This window comes from Trinickia sp. (assembly GCF_051953955.1).
Lineage (GTDB): Bacteria > Pseudomonadota > Gammaproteobacteria > Burkholderiales > Burkholderiaceae > Trinickia.
The window spans coordinates 43,728-66,656 of the sequence record NZ_JBQCIF010000031.1; the positions used below are offsets into that span (position 1 = coordinate 43,728).

Annotated in this window: 16 protein-coding genes; 5 read left to right on the forward strand and 11 right to left on the reverse strand. The window is 63.6% G+C overall.

All coding sequences use genetic code 11. From position 1 onward, the window contains the following. Window positions 1-10: 10 nt before the first annotated feature. From ACTHNZ_RS06870 to ACTHNZ_RS06905, 8 genes are all read right to left on the reverse strand, one after another. Complete coding sequence (locus ACTHNZ_RS06870; protein ID WP_440541750.1) at window positions 11-3,247, reverse strand: bifunctional diguanylate cyclase/phosphodiesterase; 3,237 nt, start codon at window positions 3,245-3,247, stop codon at window positions 11-13. A 41-nt stretch (window positions 3,248-3,288) separates the two neighbouring features. Then, window positions 3,289-3,726: a phosphate ABC transporter substrate-binding protein gene (locus tag ACTHNZ_RS06875; RefSeq protein ID WP_440541751.1), complete on the reverse strand. Its 438-nt coding sequence runs from the start codon at window positions 3,724-3,726 to the stop codon at window positions 3,289-3,291. 10 nt (window positions 3,727-3,736) lie between these two features. Further along, window positions 3,737-4,747, reverse strand: a complete 1,011-nt coding sequence (locus ACTHNZ_RS06880) for a hypothetical protein (protein ID WP_440541752.1) — start codon at window positions 4,745-4,747, stop codon at window positions 3,737-3,739. A gap of 168 nt (window positions 4,748-4,915) precedes the next feature. Further along, window positions 4,916-6,157 carry an HlyD family secretion protein gene (locus ACTHNZ_RS06885; protein ID WP_440541753.1) on the reverse strand — a complete coding sequence of 414 codons (1,242 nt, stop codon included), beginning with the start codon at window positions 6,155-6,157 and terminating at the stop codon, window positions 4,916-4,918. A 31-nt stretch (window positions 6,158-6,188) separates the two neighbouring features. Then, window positions 6,189-7,694, reverse strand: a complete 1,506-nt coding sequence (locus ACTHNZ_RS06890; RefSeq protein WP_440541754.1) for an efflux transporter outer membrane subunit — start codon at window positions 7,692-7,694, stop codon at window positions 6,189-6,191. Window positions 7,695-7,752: 58 nt separating this feature from the next. Next, window positions 7,753-9,315 carry a DHA2 family efflux MFS transporter permease subunit gene (locus tag ACTHNZ_RS06895; protein WP_440541755.1) on the reverse strand — a complete coding sequence of 521 codons (1,563 nt, stop codon included), beginning with the start codon at window positions 9,313-9,315 and terminating at the stop codon, window positions 7,753-7,755. Window positions 9,316-9,391: 76 nt separating this feature from the next. Next, window positions 9,392-9,937 carry a lecithin retinol acyltransferase family protein gene (locus tag ACTHNZ_RS06900; protein ID WP_440541756.1) on the reverse strand — a complete coding sequence of 182 codons (546 nt, stop codon included), beginning with the start codon at window positions 9,935-9,937 and terminating at the stop codon, window positions 9,392-9,394. A gap of 354 nt (window positions 9,938-10,291) precedes the next feature. Beyond that, window positions 10,292-11,287: a LysR family transcriptional regulator gene (locus ACTHNZ_RS06905; RefSeq protein ID WP_440541757.1), complete on the reverse strand. Its 996-nt coding sequence runs from the start codon at window positions 11,285-11,287 to the stop codon at window positions 10,292-10,294. 337 nt (window positions 11,288-11,624) lie between these two features. Between ACTHNZ_RS06905 and ACTHNZ_RS06910 the strand changes: the two genes are divergently transcribed. The 4 genes from ACTHNZ_RS06910 to glgX all read left to right on the forward strand — a co-directional run bounded on the left by ACTHNZ_RS06910 (window position 11,625) and on the right by glgX (window position 17,094). Next, window positions 11,625-12,125 (forward strand): Ohr family peroxiredoxin, encoded by a 501-nt coding sequence (locus tag ACTHNZ_RS06910; protein ID WP_440541758.1) that lies wholly within the window; start codon window positions 11,625-11,627, stop codon window positions 12,123-12,125. A 177-nt stretch (window positions 12,126-12,302) separates the two neighbouring features. Next, a complete protein-coding gene (gene pdxR, locus ACTHNZ_RS06915; protein WP_440541759.1) occupies window positions 12,303-13,856 on the forward strand; it encodes a MocR-like pyridoxine biosynthesis transcription factor PdxR in 1,554 nt (517 codons plus the stop codon). 184 nt (window positions 13,857-14,040) lie between these two features. After that, on the forward strand, window positions 14,041-14,796 hold the full coding sequence (locus ACTHNZ_RS06920) for an SDR family oxidoreductase (RefSeq protein WP_440541760.1): 756 nt from the start codon (window positions 14,041-14,043) through the stop codon (window positions 14,794-14,796). Window positions 14,797-14,904: 108 nt separating this feature from the next. Beyond that, window positions 14,905-17,094: a glycogen debranching protein GlgX gene (gene glgX, locus ACTHNZ_RS06925; protein ID WP_440541761.1), complete on the forward strand. Its 2,190-nt coding sequence runs from the start codon at window positions 14,905-14,907 to the stop codon at window positions 17,092-17,094. Window positions 17,095-17,347: 253 nt separating this feature from the next. Here glgX and ACTHNZ_RS06930 read toward each other — a convergent pair whose 3' ends face one another. Further along, the gene (locus ACTHNZ_RS06930; RefSeq protein WP_440541762.1) at window positions 17,348-18,481 is read right to left on the reverse strand and encodes a hypothetical protein; all 1,134 of its coding nucleotides are present in this window, start codon (window positions 18,479-18,481) and stop codon (window positions 17,348-17,350) included. Window positions 18,482-18,611: 130 nt separating this feature from the next. Next, window positions 18,612-19,679, reverse strand: a complete 1,068-nt coding sequence (locus tag ACTHNZ_RS06935) for a serine endopeptidase (RefSeq protein ID WP_440541763.1) — start codon at window positions 19,677-19,679, stop codon at window positions 18,612-18,614. A gap of 320 nt (window positions 19,680-19,999) precedes the next feature. Here ACTHNZ_RS06935 and ACTHNZ_RS06940 point away from each other — a divergent pair, with 320 nt between their 5' ends. Next, a complete protein-coding gene (locus ACTHNZ_RS06940; protein ID WP_440541764.1) occupies window positions 20,000-20,866 on the forward strand; it encodes a crotonase/enoyl-CoA hydratase family protein in 867 nt (288 codons plus the stop codon). A 54-nt stretch (window positions 20,867-20,920) separates the two neighbouring features. On the opposite strand, the gene pdeR is transcribed toward ACTHNZ_RS06940, so the two are convergent. Beyond that, complete coding sequence (gene pdeR / locus ACTHNZ_RS06945) at window positions 20,921-22,924, reverse strand: cyclic di-GMP phosphodiesterase (RefSeq protein WP_440541765.1); 2,004 nt, start codon at window positions 22,922-22,924, stop codon at window positions 20,921-20,923. Window positions 22,925-22,929: the final 5 nt, after the last annotated feature.

Below are 22,929 nucleotides of genomic sequence, written 5' to 3' on the forward strand. Positions count from 1 at the left end.
CGGCCACCGCTTACGCCGTGACCGGCCCCGCGGCACCGCGCAGCATCGCTTCGATGTCGCCCGGCGCCACGGGCCTGCTGAAGTGGTAGCCCTGGATCTCGTGGCAGTTGTGGTGGGTCAGGAAGTCGACTTGCGCTTGCGTCTCGACCCCTTCGGCGAGCACGCTCAAGTTCAGGCGCTGCGCCAGCGAAATCACGGCGATCGCGATCGCCTTGTCGTCTTCTCCATGCGGCAGCTCCTGCACGAACGACCTATCGATCTTCAGCCGGCCGACCGGAAAGTGCTTCAATGCGCTCAAGCTCGAGTAGCCGGTCCCGAAATCGTCGATCGATAGCCGTACCCCCATTTGCTGCAGCCGCTGCATCGTTTCGATCGATGCGTCGAGATCCCGCATGATCAGACTCTCCGTCAGTTCCAACTCGAGGTACCGTGGGTCGAGACCGGTGCGTGCAAGCGCTCTTGCGACCTCGTCGATCCACCGCCTCTGCAGGAATTGATGCGCCGAGACGTTCACCGACATCGTGATCGGCGGCAGCCCCTCGTCTTGCCAGCGGCGATTCTGGGCGCACGCGGTCTGAAGCACCCAATCGCCGATCGGCACGATCAAGCCCGTCTCTTCGGCAATGGGAATGAAATCGGCCGGCGAGATCGTCCCTTCCACCGGATGATCCCAACGCAGCAACGCCTCCACGCCGAAGATCATTCCCGTGCGCACGTCGACTTGCGGTTGATAGACCAAGCGGAACTGTCCCTCTTCGAGCGCCACGCGCAATTGCTCGCGGCGGTGCAGCCGCTCGTGCACCTTGATGTTCATTTCCGACGTATAGAACTGGAAGTTGTTGCGGCCCAGTTCCTTGGCACGGTACATCGCCGCGTCGGCGTTCATGAGCAGCGTCTGCGCATCGTCTCCGTCGCCCGGATAGCGGGCGAAACCCATGCTGCACGTGACCTTGTAGGTCTGTCCATTCAACTGCACCGGTTCCGATATCGCTTTGCGCAGCCGCTCGATCACCACTCTCAAGTCGTCCTCTTCGAGCAAATCGTCGAACAGCACCAGCACGAATTCGTCCCCGCCCAGGCGCACGACCGTATCGGTGCTGCGCAAGCACTCGCGCATGCGGGCGGCGATCGTCTTGAGCAGTTCGTCGCCGGCGTGGTGGCCGAGGCTGTCGTTGATGAGCTTGAAGTTGTCGAGATCGACGAAGGCTACCGTGACGCTGCTCTCATAGTGGCGCGCATGCAGCAATGCCTGGCTCAAGCGGTCCGCGAGCAGCGTCCGGTTCGGCAGCCCTGTCAATGCATCGTGATTCGCCATGTGACGAATACTGTCTTCCGCTCGCGTGCGCTCGATCGCGATGCCGGCAATACGGACCGCCATGGCCATCGTTTGCGCTTCGATGTCGTCGGGCGCGCGCTCGCCGCGCACGAACACCGTGAGCGCCCCCAATGCGTGCCCTCCGTGCGAGAGGATCGGCATCGATCGGCAAGCGTCGTATTCGGGCATCTGCGCCTGGCGCATGAAGTCGCCATGGGGCGTGGCGAGCAGGTTGGCGATCGATACGGGCTGATGAGTATGGACCGCCACACCGCTGGGCTCCCCCTCGGGGCCGATCCGCCAACCGTTCGCGAGTTGGCTGAAGGCAGCCGGCAGGCTCGGCGCGGCGCCGACGCGCAGATGCAGCCCGTCCTCGTCGCACAGCATGACCACGCATGCGCTGTCCGGAATCTGCGATTCCAGCAAATGCATGAGCGCGCTCAGCACGTCCTCGAGCGGGGTGCTCGTCGCGATCATTTCCAACACGCGGTTCTGCTCCGCGCGCATGACCTCCGCCCGCTTGCGCGCGGTGACGTCCCGCACGATCGCGACCACGCCCTCCTCCACGCGAACCAGTTGCCGATGCAGCCAAACGCGCGAACCGTCGGGGCGGGTCTGCTGCCACTCGCGTTCCGCCACGTCGCCCGTTTCGAACACTTGCGCGAACTCGCGCGCCATTGCGATTTCGCCGAGATCGAGAAACACCTCGTCCGATGCCGCGCCGAGCAGCGCGTCGCGCGGCTTGCCCATCATCTCCAGGCCTCGTCTGCTGACGTCGCGCAACACGAAGCGGAAATCGGCGCGCTGCGATGCCCGCAGCCCTGTTTTGCCCACGCCTTCGCTACCGCTCGGCACGCGGTCCCATACGAAAAACGCGTCCAGGCTCGCATCGGATGCCGCGAAGTACGTTTGCCGCAACCGCCGGGCGCGCGCTTGGCTGCGCGACAATTCACGGCTCTTCAGGCTCAGGATCGTCGTGAGCACCACGAGCAAAGCGCTGCCGGCGGCCGTCTCTCCGATGTCGACCCATCGATCGTGCCGATAGCGCGCGAGCTGTTCGTCGCGCGACAGCCCGACGATCGCGATCAACGGGAAACCATGCAGCGCGCGCAGGTTCGTGAAGCGCTCGACGCCGCCGTCCCACGGCTGAACCGCGACTTCCTCCGTCGCATCCGCGGTATCGAAGCCGAACGGCACGCGTGCGCCCCACGAAACGTCCAGCCCGGTTTGCTGCACGCGCATCGTCCCGTCCGTGCCCAGCAAGCCGAGGAAGCCGTGCCGGCCCATCCGCAGTTCATCGTAGCTGCTCGTGAAATACGACGGATCGACGGCAAGCGTGACGACGCCGGCGAATTCGCCCGAGGCGCTCGAGAGCCGGCGGCTGAAGACGAGTTCCGGCGCGTTCGTCGCCGGGTCGGTGCTCGTGCGGCCGATGAACAGTCGATCGCCGCTGCGCTGCTTCGAGAAATACGCTCGATCGGCAACGTTCGTCGGCGACGCGGAACGCGTGCTGGCCATCACGTCACCGCGGCTGTTCGTAATCGTCATTTGGAAGACGATCGCGGAAGGCAGCATGTCGCGGTTCTGCAGATCGGTGAGGACTGCGTTTCCGCTCACCGCGTAGGCATAGGCGACCGTCTTCAGCGTCTGATCGATCGAAACGAGACTGCGCACGACCTGCGCTTCGTAGGTATCGGCGAGTTCCCGGCTCGACTTGGCCGCAGCGAGCGTGATCTCGGTCTGCTCGACCTCGAGCACCCCGATCAATGCGCCCCAGACGAGCGCGAGCACGACGACGGCAAACAGCGGAAACCATACCCAAGTCTCCGCCAAACGCGGGCGCACGAACCCAATCAACGCGCGCGCGTGCGCCTCGGCCGAATGGAGCACGGCGCGACCGCTGCGGCCTAGGGTAGGTTTCTTATCATTCATCGGAATCGGTCAAGGAACGCTGAAGCACGGTCATTCCGAGGTCAACGCAGCGTCAACACAGCTTTGACGCTGGCATCGAGCTGACTGCTATCGATGTAGCCGATCGCGCCCGTGCGGCTCGCCACGAGCTTTTTCATGGCATCCGTATCCGCGACTTCGCGCGGCGGCTGCCCGCTTCCCGTGAAAACGAGCTTCGACCAATAGGCGCGCAATTGAGCGGGCGACTTGCCGCATACGATCCGGTAGAACTTCGCGCGGTTGGCCGCATCGTCGGCCAGATCGACGGGCACGATCACGGCGCCCCCGGGCAACCGGCTCGTGCGCCCGAGGTAGATGTCGGCCACTTCGTTCTCAGAGAGCGCACTGACCGAGCTCTTCGCCGAAACGATGACGACGAGCTGGGCGTGGCTCAGCGAGGTGCAAAGCCCAAGCGCGGTGCCGACGAAAGCCGTCCAGAGAATCCGTATCGAGTGTCTCATCGCGGCCCTATCAGAAGACGAAGTCGAGGGTCGCGGTAACCACGTGGGTGCCGCTGCCTAGCTGGAAATCGGGCTGCTCGTTCATGAAGAGCCCCGTCGAGCCTGCCGGCGTCCATACGCGGTCGTACTGCACTTTCAGATCGACGTTCTTCGCGAAGTCCCAGCGCACCCCGGCCGAGGCCGAACGCTGGCCGGTATTGAAGTTCGGCAAGACGACGGGACGATCGAGCGAATGCTCCACCGCATACGTCACGTAAGGGGTGAGCTTGCCGATGCGCCAGCCCGCGGTGGCATAGCCGGCGATATAACCGGGCGTCAGACCCGCCACGGTCGCGCGCGCGATCTCCGCCTGCACGAACCCATGCTCCATATCCAGGCTGGCTGCCGCGCTATACACCGCCGCCGACATCCCGCTCGCGAACGGCACCGACACATGCGCATGAAGATAGCCGACGCGCGCGGTCAACGCGCGATATTCCACGGTATCGAAAACGCCGAAGATGCCGGTGCCTCGCACGCGCAGCGGTCCCGGCACGGCATGGAACGAGCTCTCGCCGTAGACCAGGCGCAACGTGTTCGTCACCGGGCCGAAGTGCATCCGGTACGATCCGTCGACCCCGTCGCTGTTCGTGATGGGCTCGACGTCGTACAGCTCGGGCGGCACGCGCACCCAGGGGTTCGCATAGCCCACTTCCCGGTAGTCGGACGTCAGAAACGTAGGCAGCTCGATGCGGCCGACCCGCACATTGAGGTCGGGCGTGAAGGCGTAATTGAGGTTCGCCCACTCTAGCGTCGGCGTGAAGCTATTGTCGTAGTTGTTGTGCGAGACGACCTGGACGAGCGCCGACAGCTTGCTCGTGAATCGAGCGGTCAGTTGCACGCCGATGCGGGAATCGTCGCCGAAGTCGACGTTGCGGCTCGCCCCGGCGCCGTAGGGCTCGAAAGCGGCGCCCGCGTAATCGGCCGTGCGCAGGCTCGAATAGGTGGCGCCGAGCGTGCCGAACCCGCTGAGCGTGAACATCGAAGAGACATCCCCGGCGTGGGCGGTTCGCGCCATGCATATCACGACGACGAAGGCGACCAACGAAAAAGCACGCGTTGGGCTGAATAAGGGGGGTCGGGGCATCACCGCTAGTTATCGATTGGGCTATCCCCCTCTACGGCAATTTCGCGGTTTTCTTTAGCGGCTTCAATGCTTCGACACCTCGTTGCGTTCGATGATCTTCGCGATCTCGGCATCGGCTCGCAAGCCCGAGTCACTGAAGACATCGGTGCGATAGGTCGTGTTTTGCGCGGCGGCGAGCTGCGTGCCGGCATCGTCGTGCGTATCGACGTCTGCCTGCATCGACAAGCCGATCCGCAACGGGTGCGCCGCGAGCTCGTTGGGGTCGATTCGAATTCGAACCGGCAAACGCTGCACGATCTTGATCCAATTGCCCGTTGCATTTTGAGCCGGCAGCGTGGCGAACGCACTGCCGGTCCCCGCCGAGAAGCCCTCGATACGGCCGTGATATTCGACGCTCGATCCATAGACGTCAGCGGTCAATTTCACGGGCTGGCCGATACGCATCCGTTGGAGTTGGACCTCCTTGAAATTCGCGTCGATCCATACGCCATCGAGCGGCACGATCGCCATCAACGGCGTGCCCGGTGCGACTCGCTGACCGACTTGAACCGAACGCTTCGCGACATAGCCCGTCACCGGCGCCGGCAGCGTATCGCGAGCATAGGCCAGATAGGCATCACGCACCTTCGATGCGGCAGCCTGGACGTCGGGATGCTGGGCGACGCTCGTGCGGTCGGTCAATGCGCGGTTCGCCTCTTCCTGCCGACGAGCCGCATCGAGCGCGGCCTGGGCGGCGTTGACGGCATCGCGGGCGTGGGCGATATCCTCGGCGGATACGGCGCCGGTGCTCGCGACCGCCTGCCTACGCCGCAGATCGTCGTTGGCCCGAGCCAGATCCGACACGCGCTGCGCGACAGTCGCACGATAGAAATCATTCTCGACGTAAAGTCGGCTCACGCGGCGCACGGTCTGGCCAAGCGCCGCTTCGGCATTCATCAGCGCGATCTTCGCATCGGCGGGATCGAGTGAGACGATCGCCTCCCCCGCTTTGACGATCTGCGTGTCGTCGGCTCGAACGGCCACCACCGTGCCGGTGACCTGCGGCGTCAGTTGCACGAGGTTGCCGCTCACGTAGGCGTCGTCGGTCGTTTCGTGATAGCGGGCCACCGCGTAGTAGTAGGTGCCGTAAGCACCACCGCCCAGCACGACGGCCGCCGCCAGTACGGCCAACCACCGTTTGCGCCGTCCGGGCGGCGTTGCGCCCGTGCGATGCGTGGCCGTCGAGCCGCGTTCACCTGCGGGATCATCGTCGCCGTCGCGGCGGGAAGTGGCTCGTTCGAGCCCCGGAGTCGTGGTGTCGCTCATTTCAATCTCCTGATGATTCGCGTTCCGCCGGTCAGCGAGCGGCGGTGACGGAGCCGGTCCGTGCCGCGCCATCCGCGAGAGCCGCCGAGGCGGAGGCATCGACATAGCCGCCGCCGAGCGCGGACGCGAGTGCGATCTGCTGGTCACGGCGGTTCATTTCGAGGTTGGCCACGGCTTGGTCCGCGCCGAATGCCGCGAGGTCCGCGTTGAGAACGGTCAACTGGTTGGTCAGCCCGGCTTTGTACTGGGTGATCGCCAATGCGTCCGCGCTCCGGGCCGCCTGCTGCGCCGCTTTCGCTTCGACGAGCTGCGCATCGCTCGAGCGAATCCGCCCAAGCTGCGTGGCGACATCGGCCAGCGCCGTGATGAGCGTTTGATCGTAGGCGGCAACGGCATCGTCGAACCGCGCATACCTCCCTTTCAATTGCGCGCGCAACTCGCCGGCGTCGAAGATCGGTAGATGGATCGCAGGGCCCGCTGACGCCGTTCGGCTCGCCGCCGTCAGGAAGCGGCCGAAGCCGAACGCGTCGAGACCGATCGCCGCGCTCAAGTTGATGTCCGGATAGAACTCGGCCTTCGCTTCCTTCACGTCGTGCGTGATCGCGTCGACGCGCCAGCGCGCGGCAACGATATCGGGCCGGCGTCCGATCAGATCGGCCGGCAGATCGTCGGGCAGGCGTACTTCCTCGCTGCTCCCGAGCGCCGGGCGTGCGATTGAAAGCCCCCGGTCAGGTCCGGCGCCGATCAATGCGGCCAACTGATAGCGCGTGCTGGAGATATTGCCGTCGAGCGCGGCAACGGCGGCTCGGCTCGTCGCGAGATTGGCTTGCGCGATCTTGCGTTCTTCCTGCGTATCGAGTCCCGTCGCGATGCGGCCGGCCGTGATGCGATCGATCTGCTCGCGGCGCGCGACTTCCTGCACGGCGATGTCTCGCAGCGCATAGAGGCGCGCCAATTGGTTGTAGCTTCGTGCGATCGTGGTTTGCAGCGTCAGCTTGACGAACTGCGCGTCGGCCTCGCTCGCTTGCGCCTGCGAGATCGCGGACTTCAAGGCTTCGCGCTCCTTGCCCCAGAGGTCGAGGTCGTAGGAGAGGCCCAGTAGCGCCTTGTTCTCGGTCTGCCACGATCCGCCGTCCGGCGGCGGAACGAGCGCCGTGCCGCTGTATCGCTCGCGCGTCAGCGAATAATTGGCATCGACGCGCGGCAGCGTGGCTGCCTTGGCCGTGTCGCTGTAGGTCCACGCCAGCCGCACGCGCGCAGCCGCTTGCTCGAGAGTCGGGCTGCTGCGCAGCGCCTCGGCGACGAGCGCCGACAGTTGCGCATCGCCGAATTGGCGTACCCAGTCGGCCGTGGGCCAGCTACCGTGCTCCGCCGGTAGGCTGCGGTTCGTTTCGAACTGCCGCGGCTGCGCAATCCGTTTATCGCTGTGGATGCCGGCGTAGTTCGCGCAAGCCGACAACGCCGCGACACAAATTGCCGATACACCCACTCTCAGCGCATGCGTGCTCGCGCCGGGTCCAAAAGTCTGCGAGTTCATTTTCCGGCTCTATCCAATCGATGAGTGAAGAAATGCGGCAAGGCCACGCGCGCGACGCTCAATGGCCGCCCGCGGCTGCCGCGCCCGCGCCTCCCCCCTTGACCGGCTTCGTCAGCCAGATCAACGGGACGATCAACACGAAAATGACGGACGACAGCCAAAAGATGTCGTTCAAGCCCAGCATGGAAGCCTGCCCCTCGAGCGATGCGGCGAAAAAGGCGGTGGCCTTGCCCGCACTCGCATGCAACGTCGTCTGCAGGCCGTCGATCGCGGCAACGAAATTCGGGTTGGTCGCGCTCGTCTGCTCCGCGAGGCGTTCGTGATGAAACACGGTGCGGTCGTTCCACCCCGTGCTCAATAACGACGTGCCCACGGCGCCCGCGAAAATGCGCGCGAAATTGGACAAACCGGCCGCCGACGGAATCTTCTCGACGGGCAGTCCGGAAAGGATGATGGCCGTCAACGGCGTAAAGAAGAGTGCAGTGGGAATACCTTGCAGCAGTGTGGGCAGCACGAGCGTGTAGGCATCGACGCCCGTCGTGTAATGCGCGCGCATGAAGAACACGCCGGCGAAGCCGAGAAATGCCAGGGTCGCCAGCACGCGCACGTCGGAGCGCGGCATGACCTTGCCCATCACCGGCGCCAGCATGACCGAGAAAATGCCGAGCGGAGCGGTCACGAGCCCCGCATCGACCGCGCGGTAGCCGAGATCGCCCTGAATCCATTGCGGCAACACCACGAGGTTCGCAAAAAATATCGCGAATGCCACCGAAATCGCTACGGTGCCGCCAAGGAAATTGCGGCCCGCGAACAAGCGCAAGTCCACGATGGGCCGCTCCTCCGTCAGTTCCCAGATCAGGAAGAAGACGAAGCTGATTGCAGCGACGACGGCCAGCACTGCGATGACCGGCGAATCGAACCAGTCGAGATCCTTACCCTTGTCGAGCATGATCTGCAGCGCGGCGACCCATACGATCAGCGACACCAGACCGACTTTGTCGATAGGCAGCTTGCGGGCCGGCGTCTCGCGGTCGCGGTATATCGCCCAAATCACGCCCGCCGCGAAGAGGCCGACCGGCACGTTGATGTAGAAGATCCAGGACCAGCTGAAGCTGTCCGTGATCCAGCCGCCGAGTGCGGGCCCCGCGATCGGACCGACCGTCGCCGTCATCGCCCACAGCGATAGTGCACTCGCGCCTTTGTCCTTCGGGAACGACGCCAACAGGAGCGCCTGAGAGAGCGGCACCAGGGGCCCCGCAACGGCGCCTTGCACGACGCGCGCCGCGAGCAGCGTCAACAGATTCGGTGCCAGTCCGCAGGCCGCGGAGGACAGCACGAACAGCAAGATCGCCCCGACGAACAGCTTGACCTGGCCGATGCGCTGCGTGAGCCATCCCGTCAGCGGAATCGACACCGCATTCGCCGCGGCGAACAGCGTGATGACCCACGTGCCTTCATCGACGGATACGCCGAGGTTGCCCGACAGCGTCGGAATCGCGACGTTCGCGATCGACGAGTCGAGTACATTCATGAAGGTCGCAAGCGCCACGGCAAACGTGCCTAACGCGAACCGCGCGCCCGTCAAAGGGGCTACAGCCGAGGCGCTCTTGGATTGGTTCATGATCTATCCCTTAGGAATCCTAATTGAATCGATGATTTGGAGCGAAGTCCGTTCTCGGTGCGAGGCTCACGGCGTGCTAGGCCCTCGCGAGTCGAGCGTCGTTCGAGCGCGGACCGATCGAAGAAGATGGCATTCGGATCTTTCGGCAAGCCCGGCGCAAGCCGTCATGAAAGAAGCGCGTCGTTCGCGCGAGCGCAAGCAACGTCTTCAGGCCCCTCCAAGGATTGCGCAGGCAGCGACGGACTTGTTCGCTGCGCCCCACGCCGAGCAGGCACCAAGTGCAAAAATGCTCGCAGTTGTTCGTCATGAGCCGGTACCGATCCTCGCCCAAGCGCGATTTGGCGCGCTCCACCACAGCCGCGCCGGCATGAACGGCATCGGGCTCGGCGCGCACCCTGATCGTTCGCCCCGCTGCGAAACCGTGCAACGGGACATACTCGATCGCACGCCGTGTCGTCGAATGATCGAAACCGCCGTAGTGAATCACGAGTCCCTCTCCCGCATATATTCCGTGATGGGTATAGCCCGCACGCTCGCTCACGAGATGGGCGCCGATTTCGATGGCGCACGCCGCCTCCAAGCCGCACAATGCAGAACGTCGATCGATCGATAGCGTATCCATGACGGCCACTCGATTTCATTGCCTGCGATGCGTTCGATGCCGATGAAAGGCTCATTGCGGAACACATCGAAGCGACAGTCATCCCTTCCAGGGGCGAAGGCAAAGCGAGGCCCTCCGAAGCGCGGACGCTTGGACATATCGATCGCCGTGTAAATTCGATCAGACCGGCTGCGTTGCCATGACGCAATCGTAGGTGGGGTGCCTCGCTCGCGGAAGACCTGTGCAGGCACACTCACCGTTTCCTTCGCAGCACCAATGCGCGTCGCGACCGGGCTTCACCGGTGTCATGCGGATGCGGATGTGGACGTGGTGCGGACGTTGATGTGGATACGAAGCGCGCCTGTCGAGAGGCGCTCAGAGGTCGGTCAAGCAGAGCAGATCGAGTGCGCGAATCTCGTCGGTCATGAAATCGACGAACGCACGGATGCGCGAGGGCATGTGCTGGCGGCTCAAGTAGCAAATGTAATGGCCGCGATCGTCGGGTACGTGCCGCTTCAATGCGATGACGAGTTCATTGCGGGCAATGTAGTCGTGAATCTGATAGCCGGGCATTTGAGCGAGACCATGTCCGTCGAGGACGGCCTTCAGGACGAGGTCCGCATCGTTGAAGGTCAGCCTCGCCGTCGGCTGGTACTTATGCATCTGGCCGTCGACCTTGAACTCCCACTCGAGGATGCGGCCGCCCGAGAATCGCAAATTGATGCAGTCATGCTCGTCCAGGTCTTCGAGCGTGTCCGGCAAACCTCGCTTCTCCATATAGGCCCGGGAAGCGCAAAGCACCATTTCCATCGGGATCAATTGCTTCGCGATGATGCTCGAATCTTCGATGCGTCCGTCGCGAAATGCCACGTCGACCTGCTCGGAGACGAAATCTGTCGGCCGATCGTCGAGCAGCAGCTCCATGGTGATGTCCGGATACGCGGTCATGAACTTCTCGAGCAGCGGCGCCACGACCTTCCTGCCGAAGCCTACCGTCGAGCAAACGCGGACCAAGCCGCGCGGTGGCCCCTCGCGGCGATCGAGCATGTCGTTCACGGCTTCCACGATATGCGTCACGCCCTGGCGGCAATTTTCGAAGAATCGCTCGCCTTCGATCGTCAAATGCGTCGTTCTCGTCGTCCGAAGAAATAGGCGCGTGCTCAATTGCGCTTCGAGCTTCTGCACGTTTCGGCACACAGCCGAGCGCCCAATGCCCAAGCGCTCGCCCGCCTTCGCAAAGCTTCCCTCGGTCGCCACGGCCATGAATGCAATGATGCCCGCGTAACTCGTCGCGAAACAATTAGACAAATCATCAGCGTGGCTCGGCAAGCCGACACGGAAAGCGCGCTGCGGGATTTCCTGTCGATCCATTGAATGCTCCAATAGCGGGCGTGCCGAGCTGTCAGCCCAGCCTTCGGCTCGGCTTCCAGCCGATCACGCGCGCGCGATAGGTAACTGTTCAGTGTAGAACAGATCGAATTGAATACGAAACGACGTTTCGGGGCAGAGGGAACGGGCCGGATCGTTGCCGAACCGGCAACGCCGCCCCGCTCGATTGGTGTCGACCGGGAAACACCGTGAGTCTCATCCTGAACCTACCGCCACGGACGCCGATGCCCTACCATCGATCGGACAGCGCGCGTTGCGTTGCGCCGCACTACCCGATAACGAAGGGCCGAACCGACCGTCATGCAACAGTAAGCCTCCAATGGACGACAAAAAACTCCAAGCCCCACCGCTTTCCTTGCTGGACAAGTACCGCGGCAAAGACTTCCATCCTCTCTATACGACGACCGTGACCGTTTCGGGCGGCGAGACGGGGCACGGACGCGCGTCCGGCGTGGCGCGGTCGGACGACGGCAACCTCGTGCTCGACCTGCGGCTGCCGACCGCGTTCGGCGGCCCCGGCGGCGGCACGAATCCCGAGCAATTGTTCGCCGCCGGATTCGCCGCCTGTTTTCACGGGGCGTTGAATCTGCTCGCGAAACGCGCCGCGATGGAGACGGCCGACAATGTCGTCGAAGTCCAAGTGTCGTTCGGCCGCGATCCCATGGACGGCGGCTATGCGCTCGTCATCGATCTGCGCGTGCGGATGCCGGGCGTCGAACACCGCGTCGCCGAGGAACTGGTTCGCAACGCCGAGCGGCTGTGCCCTTACGCGAAGATGGCCCGGCAAGGAACCGTCAACATCGTGACCGTCGTCGATTGACTACCTCGCAGCGGCAGCCTGACCGAGGCCGAGAGGCTGACGGACAGACGGGCTCTCGGGCTCACGGACGAAACGCCTGTTCGCATATTGAAGCCGAAGGGCCGGCATGTAATGAGCCAGTTTCGAACTCGTGGCATGATCCACTTTGCCCGGCTCGCTCATGCACGACCCTGTCAGATGACGAACGATCGATGTGAAACCCCAACGGAATCGCCCGGGCGCGGCCGGCCCAACGTCGTATGGTCGCTTGCGCTGGGCGCGCCGGATGCGAAGGCAGGCTTGCAGCAATGGCTGTACGGTGCGTTGAGGGAGGCCATCGTCGCGGGGCGCCTGCCGGCCGGCAGCGTCTTGCCCGGCACCCGCACCCTTGCGCAGCAATACGGCCTCGCGAGAGGCACCGTTGCAAGCGCCTACGAACGCCTGCTGTCCGAAGGCTATCTCCTCACGCGCAAAGGCAGCGGCACACGCGTGAGCAGCGTGATCCCCGATCGGGCGCATCGCGCCGAGGTGGCAGCTTGGCCCGCATCCGAGCCGGCCGTCGATAGCGGCACGGCCCGGCAAGCGCAAGGTCCGTGGATCAAGCGCCTCGAGGAACAGGCCTCCCCGTTTCCGCTTTCAGCGGCGAATTCATTGCCGAAGCCATTTCATCCGCATCGCGGTGACGTCCGCCTGTTTCCGGTGGATCTTTGGCGGCAACTTCACGCTCGCCATCTCAGGCAATCGCGGCTCGCCACGCTCGGCGAAACGAGCCCTGGGGGACTGCCGGCATTGCGCTCGGCAATCGCGGAACATCTCGCGGTAGCGCGCGCGGTACGCGTGCAGTGGGAGCAAGTCGTCGTCGTCGGCAGTGTGCAGCAGGCGCTCGATCTCAGCTTGCGGCTGCTGACCGAGCCCGGCGATCGCGTGTGGATGGAGGACCCGGGCTATGTGGCCGCGCGGCAGCTCATGCACGCGAGCGGTGTGCGATTGGTGGACGTTCCCGTCGACCGCGACGGTCTATGCGTGCAAGACGGCATTCGTCAGGCCGCCTCGGCTGCGCTCGCCTACGTCACGCCGTCGCGACATGCACCGCTCGGCGTGCCGATGTCGACCGAGCGGCGCACGGCGTTGCTGCGCTGGGCAGCGGAAAACGGCGCAATCATTTTCGAAGACGATTACGACAGCGAATACTGTTTCGCCTCGAGACCGCTGCCGGCACTCAGGGCGCTTCCCGGGGCCGACTCGCACGTCATCATGGCGGGCACGTTCAGCAAGCTCATGTTTCCTTCGTTGAGGCTTGCATTCGTCGTGCTGCCGCCGCGGCTCGTCGATCCGTTCATTCGAGCCGTCTCGATCACGTCCCGCGGTACGAGCGGTCTCACGCAAGCGGTGCTGGCCGACTTCATGAGCGACGGGCACTTCGATCGCCACGTGCGCCGCACCCGAAAAATCTATGCGGCGCGCGCGCAAGCGTTCGAATCCGCTGCAATCGAGCATTGGCCGGATCTCATCGAGGTCCGATCCGCCCGAGCAGGCCTGGACGTCGTGGGCCGGTTGCTGCGGCACGACGAGCAGACGGCCGTGCGCAGACTGCATGGCGCCGGCATCGACGCCTCGCCGTTGGGACAGTATGCGCAAAGCCAGCGCGATCGTCACGATCCAGCGCTCGTCATGGGCTTCGCACCGTTCGACGAAGATGAAATCGATCGGGGCGCGCAGCGCGTTGCCGCCGCGCTGCGAGGCAACGCGTAACCGGCGGCGGCACGCGCGCCGCCGTCGATCGCCCCCCCTCTCTGCGACCACCGTTGAATGCTGCCGATTGCTGCTCAAACGGCAACACGGTGCGCGCCTGCGCGTGGCTACCGCATCGCACCGCGCTGCCCTACGATGGTTTCGTGCGGTGCGTTACCGCCAACGAACCATGGAGAGATGCATCATGAAGATCGTCGTCATCGGCGGTACTGGCCTCATCGGCTCGAAAGCCGTTTCGATTTTGCGCCAAGGCGGACACGACGTCGTCGCCGCTTCACCGAACAGCGGCGTCAACACGATCACGGGCGAGGGGCTGCGCGAAGCATTGGCCGGCGCGCAAGTCGTCGTCGATCTATCGAATTCCCCTTCGTTCGAAGACAAGGCCGTGCTCGAGTTCTTCGAAACCTCCGGGCGCCATCTGCTCGCAGCGGAAACCGAAGCAGGCGTCAAGCACCATGTCGCGCTGTCCATCGTCGGCACCGATCGCACGCCCGACAATGGCTATTTTCGCGCCAAGGTGGCTCAGGAAAAACTGATCAAGGCCTCGGGCGTGCCTTATACGATCATTCGGGCGACCCAGTTCATGGAATTCCTCGGCGGCATCGCCGATTCGTGCACGAACGGCAAGACGGTGAGCGTTTCGCCGGGTCTGTTCCAGCCGATCGCATCCGATGACGTCGCCGCGGCGGTTGCGGAGGCGGCGCTCGCCGAGCCGCGAAACGGCACGATCGAAATCGCCGGCCCCGAGCGTGCGCCGTTCAACGAGATCATCGCGCGCTATCTGAAGGCCGTCGGCGATTCGCGCGAAGTGATATGCGATCCCGAAGCGCTCTATTTCGGTGGGAAAGTCGAAGAGCAGTCGCTCGTGCCGCTGGGACAAGCCCGCCTCGGCCGCATCGATTTCGCCGAATGGCACCGCCGATCGACGGCGAAGGCTTGACGACACCGGCGAAACGAGCCTGACGATCGACATCGGAAACCTCGTCCCGCACCCCAGGAACGAACTTTGCGCCGCTCTCGCGCCGATATCAAACCGCCGAGGGCCGCCATGCCGAATACCACGTCGATCGCCGAAGGGCTTCCATTTCCGCTAGGCGCCGCTTGGGACGGATCGGGGGTGAATTTCGCCCTGTTTTCCGCGAATGCCACGAAGGTCGAATTGTGTCTGTTCGACGAAAACGGCCAACGCGAACTCGACCGCATCGAGCTGCCCGAATATACCGACGAGGTCTGGCACGTCTATGTGCCTGGCCTCGAACCCGGCGCCGTCTACGGTTATCGCGTGCACGGCCCCTACGAGCCCGAAGCCGGTCATCGCTTCAATCCGAACAAGCTGCTGCTCGATCCTTACGCGAAGGCTCACGTCGGCGACCTCAGATGGGACCCGGCAATCTTCGGCTATACGATCGGCGCCGACGGAGACGATCTGACTTTCGACGAACGCGACAGCGCCGCATTCGTGCCGAAATGCGTCGTCGTCGACCAACACTTCTCCTGGACCCATCCGAAGTCCTCCCGCGTGCCGTGGGACCGCACGATCGCCTACGAGCTGCACGTGCGCGGCTATACGAAACGGCACCCGGCTGTGCCGCATCGGCTGCGCGGCACGTTCGAAGGCCTTGGCCAAAAGGAAGTGATCGATTACATCCGGCATCTCGGCGTTACGACAGTCGAATTGATGCCGATCCATTCCTTCGTCAACGACAGCTATTTGCTCGACAAAGGCCTCACGAACTACTGGGGCTACAACACGATCGGCTTCTTTGCCGCCGATCCGCGCTTCTTCGCGCGCAAAGCCGGCGCGATCGCCGAATTCAAGGAAATGATCGACCGCTATCACGACGCGAATCTCGAAGTCGTTCTGGACGTCGTCTACAACCACACGGCCGAAGGCAACGAACGCGGCCCCACGCTTTCGTTCCGCGGCATCGACAACGCCTCGTATTACCGCCTGCTGCCCGATCAGCAGCGCTACTACATCAACGATACGGGCACGGGCAACACGCTGAACCTCTCGCATCCGCGCGTGCTGCAGATGGTCATGGACAGCCTGCGCTATTGGGTCAGCGAGATGAACGTCGACGGCTTCCGTTTCGATCTCGCGACGATTCTCGGCCGCGAGCCCTATGGATTCGACGAGGGCGGCGGCTTTCTCCATAGCTGCCGGCAAGACCCCGTGCTATCGAGCGTCAAATTGATCGCCGAACCCTGGGATTGCGGCCCGGGCGGTTATCAAGTCGGCGGCTTTCCGCCCGGGTGGGCCGAATGGAACGACCGATTCCGCGACACGGTGCGTGCCTTCTGGAAAGGCGACGACGGCATGGCCCCCGATCTGGCGAGCAGAATCACCGGATCGGGCGACAAGTTCAATCGGCGTGGCCGCCGGCCATGGGCCAGCGTCAACTTCGTCACCGCGCACGACGGCTTTACGTTGAACGACCTCGTTTCGTACAACGATAAGCACAACGAAGCGAACGGCGAAGACAACAAGGACGGCCATAGCGACAACAAGTCTTGGAACTGCGGTGCCGAAGGGCCGACGGACGACGCGCAGATCCGCGCGCTGCGCGAACGGCAAAAGCGAAACCTGCTCGCAACGCTGCTGCTCTCGCAGGGCACACCGATGATCGTGGCCGGAGACGAGTTCGGCCGCACGCAACGCGGCAACAATAACGCCTATTGCCAGGACAACGAGATCAGTTGGGTAGACTGGGCCGGAATCGGCGACGACGGCCGAGCGCTGACCGAATTCGTCGTGAAGCTGACGACGTTGCGTCATACGCTGCCGGTCCTGCGCCGGAATCGCTTCTTGACCGGTCAATTCGACGAACGGCAGCAACTATGCGAGGTGCGATGGATGAGCCCGGCCGGCACCGAGTTGACGCAGGATCAATGGGCCGACCCGGCGATGCGCTGCTTCGGCCTGCTCATCGATGGCCGCGCACAAACGAGCGGCATTCGTCGCCCTGCCTCGGATGCGACACTGCTGATCGTGCTCAACGCACATCACGACGTCGTGGAATTCAAGCTGCCCGATATTCCGGGCAGCGATCAATGGAGCTGCCTCATCGATACCAACGTGCCGGTGCGTGAGGAGTTGCCGGAATTCGAATCCGGCGACACGTACCAAGTCACGGGCCGATCGCTGCTGCTCTTCGCCCTGCATGCGAAGGGGCAAACGCGGCGTATCTTCATGAGCCTCGAAAAGCAGCTGACCGAGGAGCCGGAGCAACCGTGAAATTCGGGGGTGCCGCCGTCGCCGTCCCATCGGTCATGCGGCGCCGGCGAACATGGCAGGCTCAGTGATAAAGCAAGGCGATCAAGATGATGATCGGGATCGGTACACCGAGCAGATAGAGCAGGATCGAGCGCATAGGTCCCTCCTAGGTCGGTCGTGAATGGAGATCGCGGAATCGAGCCTTATGAGCCAGCGTCCGCGATCGCCGAGATCGGGCTTGACGGCAGGCCATGAGCAGCCTGACGGCAGGCCGTCAAACATCGCGGACGCGTCCGCCGAAAATCGCCATGAGGCTTGCCGAAAACGCGCCGAGCAACAGCGAGACGAATAGCCAGAGCGAGGCGAAGACGCTCGCGCGGCGCGCGCGATCGGCCGCCTCCTTCGCCGCGCCTTGCAGGGCGGCGACCTTTTGCTGAAGTTGCCCGTAAGTCGCCGCCACCCTGACCTGCGCGGCTTGCGGAGCCAACCCCGTGTATCGGGAGACGATGCGCGCCACGTAGGCGACGTCCGCGGCCGACAATGCATCGCCCGTCGCAACGCTGTTCAGAAAGATACGCGTCACCTCGGCTTTGGGCGGCGCACCCGCCGCCACGGGGCCGCCCTCTTCCGGCGAAGGCTCGGCAGCGGCGGTCGTGAATACCGACGGCGTGGAGACGGGGTTGACGACGGTGCCCGATGCGACGCTCGCAACCGCGCCTGCATTCGAATTGGCCGCAGGGGAAGGCGAAGCCGCGGCGGGCGACGATGCGCTCGACACCGCGCTCGCGGCGGCATTCGATTCCGGCGTCGCAATCGCCGGCGCGCCGGACGGCTCGGTCCGGGACGACGCGCCGGACGACGAAGCCGGCCGGCGGAACAGCGAGTCGACGTAGTAGCCGACGGGCCAGTGCGCCATCGCGGCTCGGGCATCGCCGCGGTCGAGCGCGAACGTGGACGACGCCGCCTTCGCAGCGGCGCGCACCCCGGCCTGCTCGGCTAGCGGGAGCATGACGGCCACGAGCGCTGCCGTCGCGAGCGTCGCGAGCGCCCAGGCCAGAAAGCCGTGTGCCGTATCGCGAAAGTAGACTTCGTCGGCATCGACGGCCGGCCAGCGATGCCTAAAACGGCCGGCCAAATATCCGCCGAGGCCCGACGTGAGGATTTGCGTCACGCAGACCCAGATGATCGCGGCAAAGCCGAACGCGCTCGCGCTGGCCGCCCGCCACGGCGAAAGCGCCGCGAGCCCGAGGCCGGTGCCGAGCGCCAGCAAGATCAGCCCGAACGCCGCGGCTGCGATGGCGCCCGCGAACACGGCGCTCCAAGAAACGACCGCGGCGTGCGGCTGCCAAGCGACGATGTCTTCTCGAGGCAACGCCGCGGACGTGAGGGGTGCGTTGAGGTCGGCCATGACTTGTCTCCCAGGCCTCGCCGTTTGCAAGGCGCCTATCATGCGGTTCGATCGGTCGATACGGAATGAACGCATGAGCGGGACAGCATGTCTCGTGCCTGCGCGCCGGCCGTCGCGGCGCCCCTGCACTTCAGGCGGGGCTCGCCTCCGGGTCACCGCCGTCCGCCTGCCCGCACGCATGACAGAAGCGGCTGAACGCATTCTTGCGCGTACGGCAATGCGGGCAGAGGTTGAACACACCGATCCCGCAATGCGGACAAAAATTCGCATTCGGATCGGACGTATCGATCGTTCTCTCACAGCCTGGACATACTTTCGCCGTGACCCGCGCGTAGGCTTTGATCAAGTCGAGCGATTCGCGCCGTGCCGATCCCGGTTGCAGCTCTTGCGCGCGCTTACGTTCGAGATACCGCGCCAGTGCGCGAATCGAATATTGGCCGAGCAGCACGGTCAATATGATTCCGACGGTATAGCGAACATAGCCGCCGTAGCTCGGCAAGTACGGCACGAGTTCGACGAAGAACGCAAACAATGCGAAAAAGATGAATCCCCATGCAAAGGGCCAATAACGGCTCTTGCGCTGCTTCGCGAATAGCCAGGCAGCGATCAGCAACAACGGCAGCGTAAAGAGCAAGCGAATCCCGAATACGCGCAACTCCACCTTGCGCTGCACGGCTTGATAACGCTCGTTGGCCTGCGCGTCCAGCACGGCGAGCGCCTGTGCGACGCCGCTACGCTCCCGAGTCAGGCTAAGCTCGTCCTGCTTCAGCGCATCGATCTTCGCTTGCGCCGCCCGTTCGCGCTGCGTGGCTGCCTCGAGCGCTTGCGCGTGCGACATCACCGCAGGATCTTGCTCCGCGTCGGCGGTCGCATGGCGCGTCGCGATCATCGTGCGGAACGCCTCGCGAGCCTGCTGCGTATCGTGCTGCGCGGCCGTCAACATCAGCGCAGCTTGGTCCGTTGCATCGCCATTCGCGGTCAACTCGGCCTGCAGCTTCGAGAGCCGCTCTTGCAGCGGCGCGCTCGCCCGGTGGTCGATGAACGCATCGCGATTCGGCGCTTGCTCGACGTGCGGAAGATCATCGACGACCTTTCCGCCGAGACCGATCAGGAAATTCGCGAACACGATGGCGATGACCCAAAGCGCGCGCTGATACCAGACTTCGGCCCGCCGCAAACCCTTCGTCGATGCTGTCATTCGTTTTACCCGTACGTGGTTTTTTTCCATCGGCAAATTCACGGGCGCTCGCCAATTTCGTTTTCGAGTACTCGGCTACCCCGCGCCGCCGCACACCATAGTGTAAGTGTTTTACGGAAGACCGAGCGAAGCGGCGGAAAAACGACGGCAAAGCGCCCGGAAGGCGCGCAATCGATTGCGTAGCTCCGGACTTTCACTGACTCCCCCCGGCAAACGAGTGACGTCACGCAAAATCGATGGCGCCTCGAGCCGCGCGTGCATCGTTGCGCGCGCATCTTCGAGCGCGGTGCATTCCAACGCCACACAAGCAAAGGAAAAACATGCGATTCGACATCAACTCGGCATGCCGGCCGTTCCACGAGGCAGGCGAATTCAGTCAACTCACGGCATATTACGAAGAGGACCGACACACCATGTGGATGATGCTGCGCTCGGAGCCGCGCCCTTGCTTCAATCAGCAACTGGTATCGGACATCATTCGCTTGGCTCGCGCCGCTCGCGAGTCGGGGCTCAGGTTCGACTTCTGGGTCACGGGCTCGCTCGTGCCCGAGATCTTCAACGTCGGAGGCGATCTGAGCTTTTTCGTCGACGCGATACGCAAAGGCGAACGCGACCGGCTCATGGCGTATGCGCGCTCGTGCATCGACGGCGTCTGGGAGATCTACAACGGTTTCGGCACCGACGCGGTCACCATTGCGATGGTGGAAGGCAGCGCGCTCGGAGGCGGCTTCGAGGCTGCGCTCGCGCACCACTACGTGCTCGCGCAACGAGGCGCCAAACTCGGCTTTCCGGAAATCGCGTTCAATCTGTTTCCGGGCATGGGCGGATATTCGCTCGTCGCGCGCAAATCGAGCAGAAGCGTCGCGGAAACGCTGATCAGCACGGGCGAATCGCGGTTTGCCGAATGGCACGGGGAACGCGGGCTCGTCGACGGACTGTTCGACGCCGAGGAAGCCGCGCTGGCGACGCGAACGTTCATCGACGTCATGCAGCCCGTGCTCAACGGCACGCGCGCGATGCTCAGAGCGCGTCAACGGGTGCTGCCGCTCTCACGGTCCGAACTGATGGACATCACCGAAGATTGGGTGCACTCCGCTTTCAATCTCGAAGAAAAAGACATCGCGTTCATGGAGCGGCTCGTCGTATTGCAGAACCGGCGAGTGTCCAAGCTGAAAGCGGTGCCGTGAACGGCGATGCCGGGCGATAGGCACTAAGCGCAGTTAGCGTGTTCAAGAAGAAGGTCAGGCAATGAGCCTGAGCTTCTTCTTATCGTTGAGCCAAGCTTCGAATGCATCGGCAGCCATGGGCCTGGCGTAGTAAAAGCCCTGCGCGTAATCGACGCCGATGTCCTTTAGAAACTGCACTTCACGCTCCGTTTCCACGCCCTCGGCCACGACCGTGAACCCGAAGGCCCGCGCGAGCCCCAAGACCGAGCGCACGAGCGACTGCGCTTGAAAATTCTGATCGATGCCGGTGATGAAGCTGCGGTCGAGTTTGATCACGTCGATCGGCAGCCGCGTCAATTGCGACAGCGACGAATATCCGGTACCGAAATCATCGAGCAGAATCCGTGCGCCCAATTGCTTGAACTGCCGCATCAGCTCGATCGCCGCTTTTTCGTCCTCGATGAAGCTGCTTTCCGTCAATTCGATGTCGATCATCGTGCGCTTCGCGCCGCCTTGTTCGACGAGTTCGCGCAGCTGATCGACGATAGCCGTGTCGCGCAGCTGACGCGCCGATACGTTGATGGAAATCCGGATGTCGAGCCCGCTCTCGAGCCACCGCGCCGCCTGCCATGCCGCCTCCTGCATCAGCCATCGGCCGATCGGAATGATGAGGCCCGACTCCTCCGTGAACCGAATGAACTCCGACGGTGCAACCAAGCCACGACTCGTCGAACGCCAACGGATCAACGCCTCGACACTGTGCAGGCGCCCCGTGCAGAGGTTGATCAGCGGCTGGTAGAACAACACGAACTGCTTTTCCTCTATCGCTTTTCTGAGCTCGGTATCGAGCCAAATGTATTGAGCCACCTTTTGGTTCATTTCCGGCAGGAAGACGCGATAGGTGTGCTTGCCCGCTTCCTTGGCCGCATACATCGCCGTATCCGCGTGCGAAATCAAAGCCTCGAGCGTCTTGCCGTGCTCCGGGTAAAGCGCGATGCCGATCGAGCAGCTCGAATACACGTCCATGAATTCCAAATGGATCGGCGCACGCAGACGATCGATGATCGTTTCGGCGAGCGTCTCGAGCTGCGCTTGCGTGCATGGATCGACGAGAATCAAGAATTCGTCGCCGCCAAGGCGCGCCAGCATGGCGCCATCGGGCAAGCACTCGCGCACGATCTCCGACACGCGCTTGATGAGCCGGTCGCCGTTGACGTGCCCATAGTGATCGTTGACGCGCTTGAAGTTGTCGAGATCGAGGAACACGATGCCGAGCACGCGCGACGAGTCGCGTTGCGCATGCTCGAGCGCCGCCTCGATTTTCGCGTTGATCGCATAGCGATTCATGAGGCCGGTCAGCACGTCGGTCGAAGCGAGTTCCTTCAAGCGCCGCTGCGCATCGCGTTCCTCGGTGATGTCCGTGCCCGAGCAGATGAGGAATTCTTCCTCCACCCCGCTGCCGCTGCGGACGAACTTATTGCGGAACTGGTACAGCCGCGGCCCTCTGATCGTGTTGACGACCCGCTCGACCTCGAACGATTGCCGGCGCTCGAAGAATTGCCGGATATTCGTGCGCGACTGCTGCCCTTGATCCTGGCTCATGAACATGTCGAACGCGCTCTTGCCGATGACGTCGACCTCGCGCGCGCCCGTGACTTCCTCGCACATCCGATTGAAGCGCTGCACGATGCCGTTTCGGTCGAGAATCACGACGAGCGAATTCACTTCCGATACGACTTGCTCGGCCGAGGCCAGCCCTGTCGATAGTGCCTCCGCGACGGAAGGCGCATCCGCATAGTCCGACGCCGTCCCCGCCCAATCGCACGCATCGATCTTCTTGCCGACGAGGTGAAGCGTGATGGTCTGGCCGTAGAGCGACAGATCGAGCCGCAGATGCGAAGTCGCGCCCGTCAGCGCACGGATCTCTTTTGCCTGTTCGGCACTGAGCGCAACGCTGACGTTGGCCCGGCCCGGAACGGCAGCCAGCTCCAATGCGTTGCTGTCGCTGCGCAAGCGCCAACAGGGCAGCTTCGTGCCGAGAAAAAGTTCGAGCAGTGCGCCGTCATTTTCGTCAAACATAGCTG

Coding starts and splice junctions, on each gene's coding strand:
- ACTHNZ_RS06870 (WP_440541750.1), bottom strand. CDS start 3,247: ATGAATGATAAGAAACCTACCCTAGGCCGCAGCGGTCGCGCCGTGCTC.
- ACTHNZ_RS06875 (WP_440541751.1), bottom strand. CDS start 3,726: ATGAGACACTCGATACGGATTCTCTGGACGGCTTTCGTCGGCACCGCG.
- ACTHNZ_RS06880 (WP_440541752.1), bottom strand. CDS start 4,747: ATGTTCACGCTCAGCGGGTTCGGCACGCTCGGCGCCACCTATTCGAGC.
- ACTHNZ_RS06885 (WP_440541753.1), bottom strand. CDS start 6,157: ATGAGCGACACCACGACTCCGGGGCTCGAACGAGCCACTTCCCGCCGC.
- ACTHNZ_RS06890 (WP_440541754.1), bottom strand. CDS start 7,694: ATGAACTCGCAGACTTTTGGACCCGGCGCGAGCACGCATGCGCTGAGA.
- ACTHNZ_RS06895 (WP_440541755.1), bottom strand. CDS start 9,315: ATGAACCAATCCAAGAGCGCCTCGGCTGTAGCCCCTTTGACGGGCGCG.
- ACTHNZ_RS06900 (WP_440541756.1), bottom strand. CDS start 9,937: ATGGATACGCTATCGATCGATCGACGTTCTGCATTGTGCGGCTTGGAG.
- ACTHNZ_RS06905 (WP_440541757.1), bottom strand. CDS start 11,287: ATGGATCGACAGGAAATCCCGCAGCGCGCTTTCCGTGTCGGCTTGCCG.
- ACTHNZ_RS06910 (WP_440541758.1), top strand. CDS start 11,625: ATGGACGACAAAAAACTCCAAGCCCCACCGCTTTCCTTGCTGGACAAG.
- pdxR (WP_440541759.1), top strand. CDS start 12,303: ATGACGAACGATCGATGTGAAACCCCAACGGAATCGCCCGGGCGCGGC.
- ACTHNZ_RS06920 (WP_440541760.1), top strand. CDS start 14,041: ATGAAGATCGTCGTCATCGGCGGTACTGGCCTCATCGGCTCGAAAGCC.
- glgX (WP_440541761.1), top strand. CDS start 14,905: ATGCCGAATACCACGTCGATCGCCGAAGGGCTTCCATTTCCGCTAGGC.
- ACTHNZ_RS06930 (WP_440541762.1), bottom strand. CDS start 18,481: ATGGCCGACCTCAACGCACCCCTCACGTCCGCGGCGTTGCCTCGAGAA.
- ACTHNZ_RS06935 (WP_440541763.1), bottom strand. CDS start 19,679: ATGACAGCATCGACGAAGGGTTTGCGGCGGGCCGAAGTCTGGTATCAG.
- ACTHNZ_RS06940 (WP_440541764.1), top strand. CDS start 20,000: ATGCGATTCGACATCAACTCGGCATGCCGGCCGTTCCACGAGGCAGGC.
- pdeR (WP_440541765.1), bottom strand. CDS start 22,924: ATGTTTGACGAAAATGACGGCGCACTGCTCGAACTTTTTCTCGGCACG.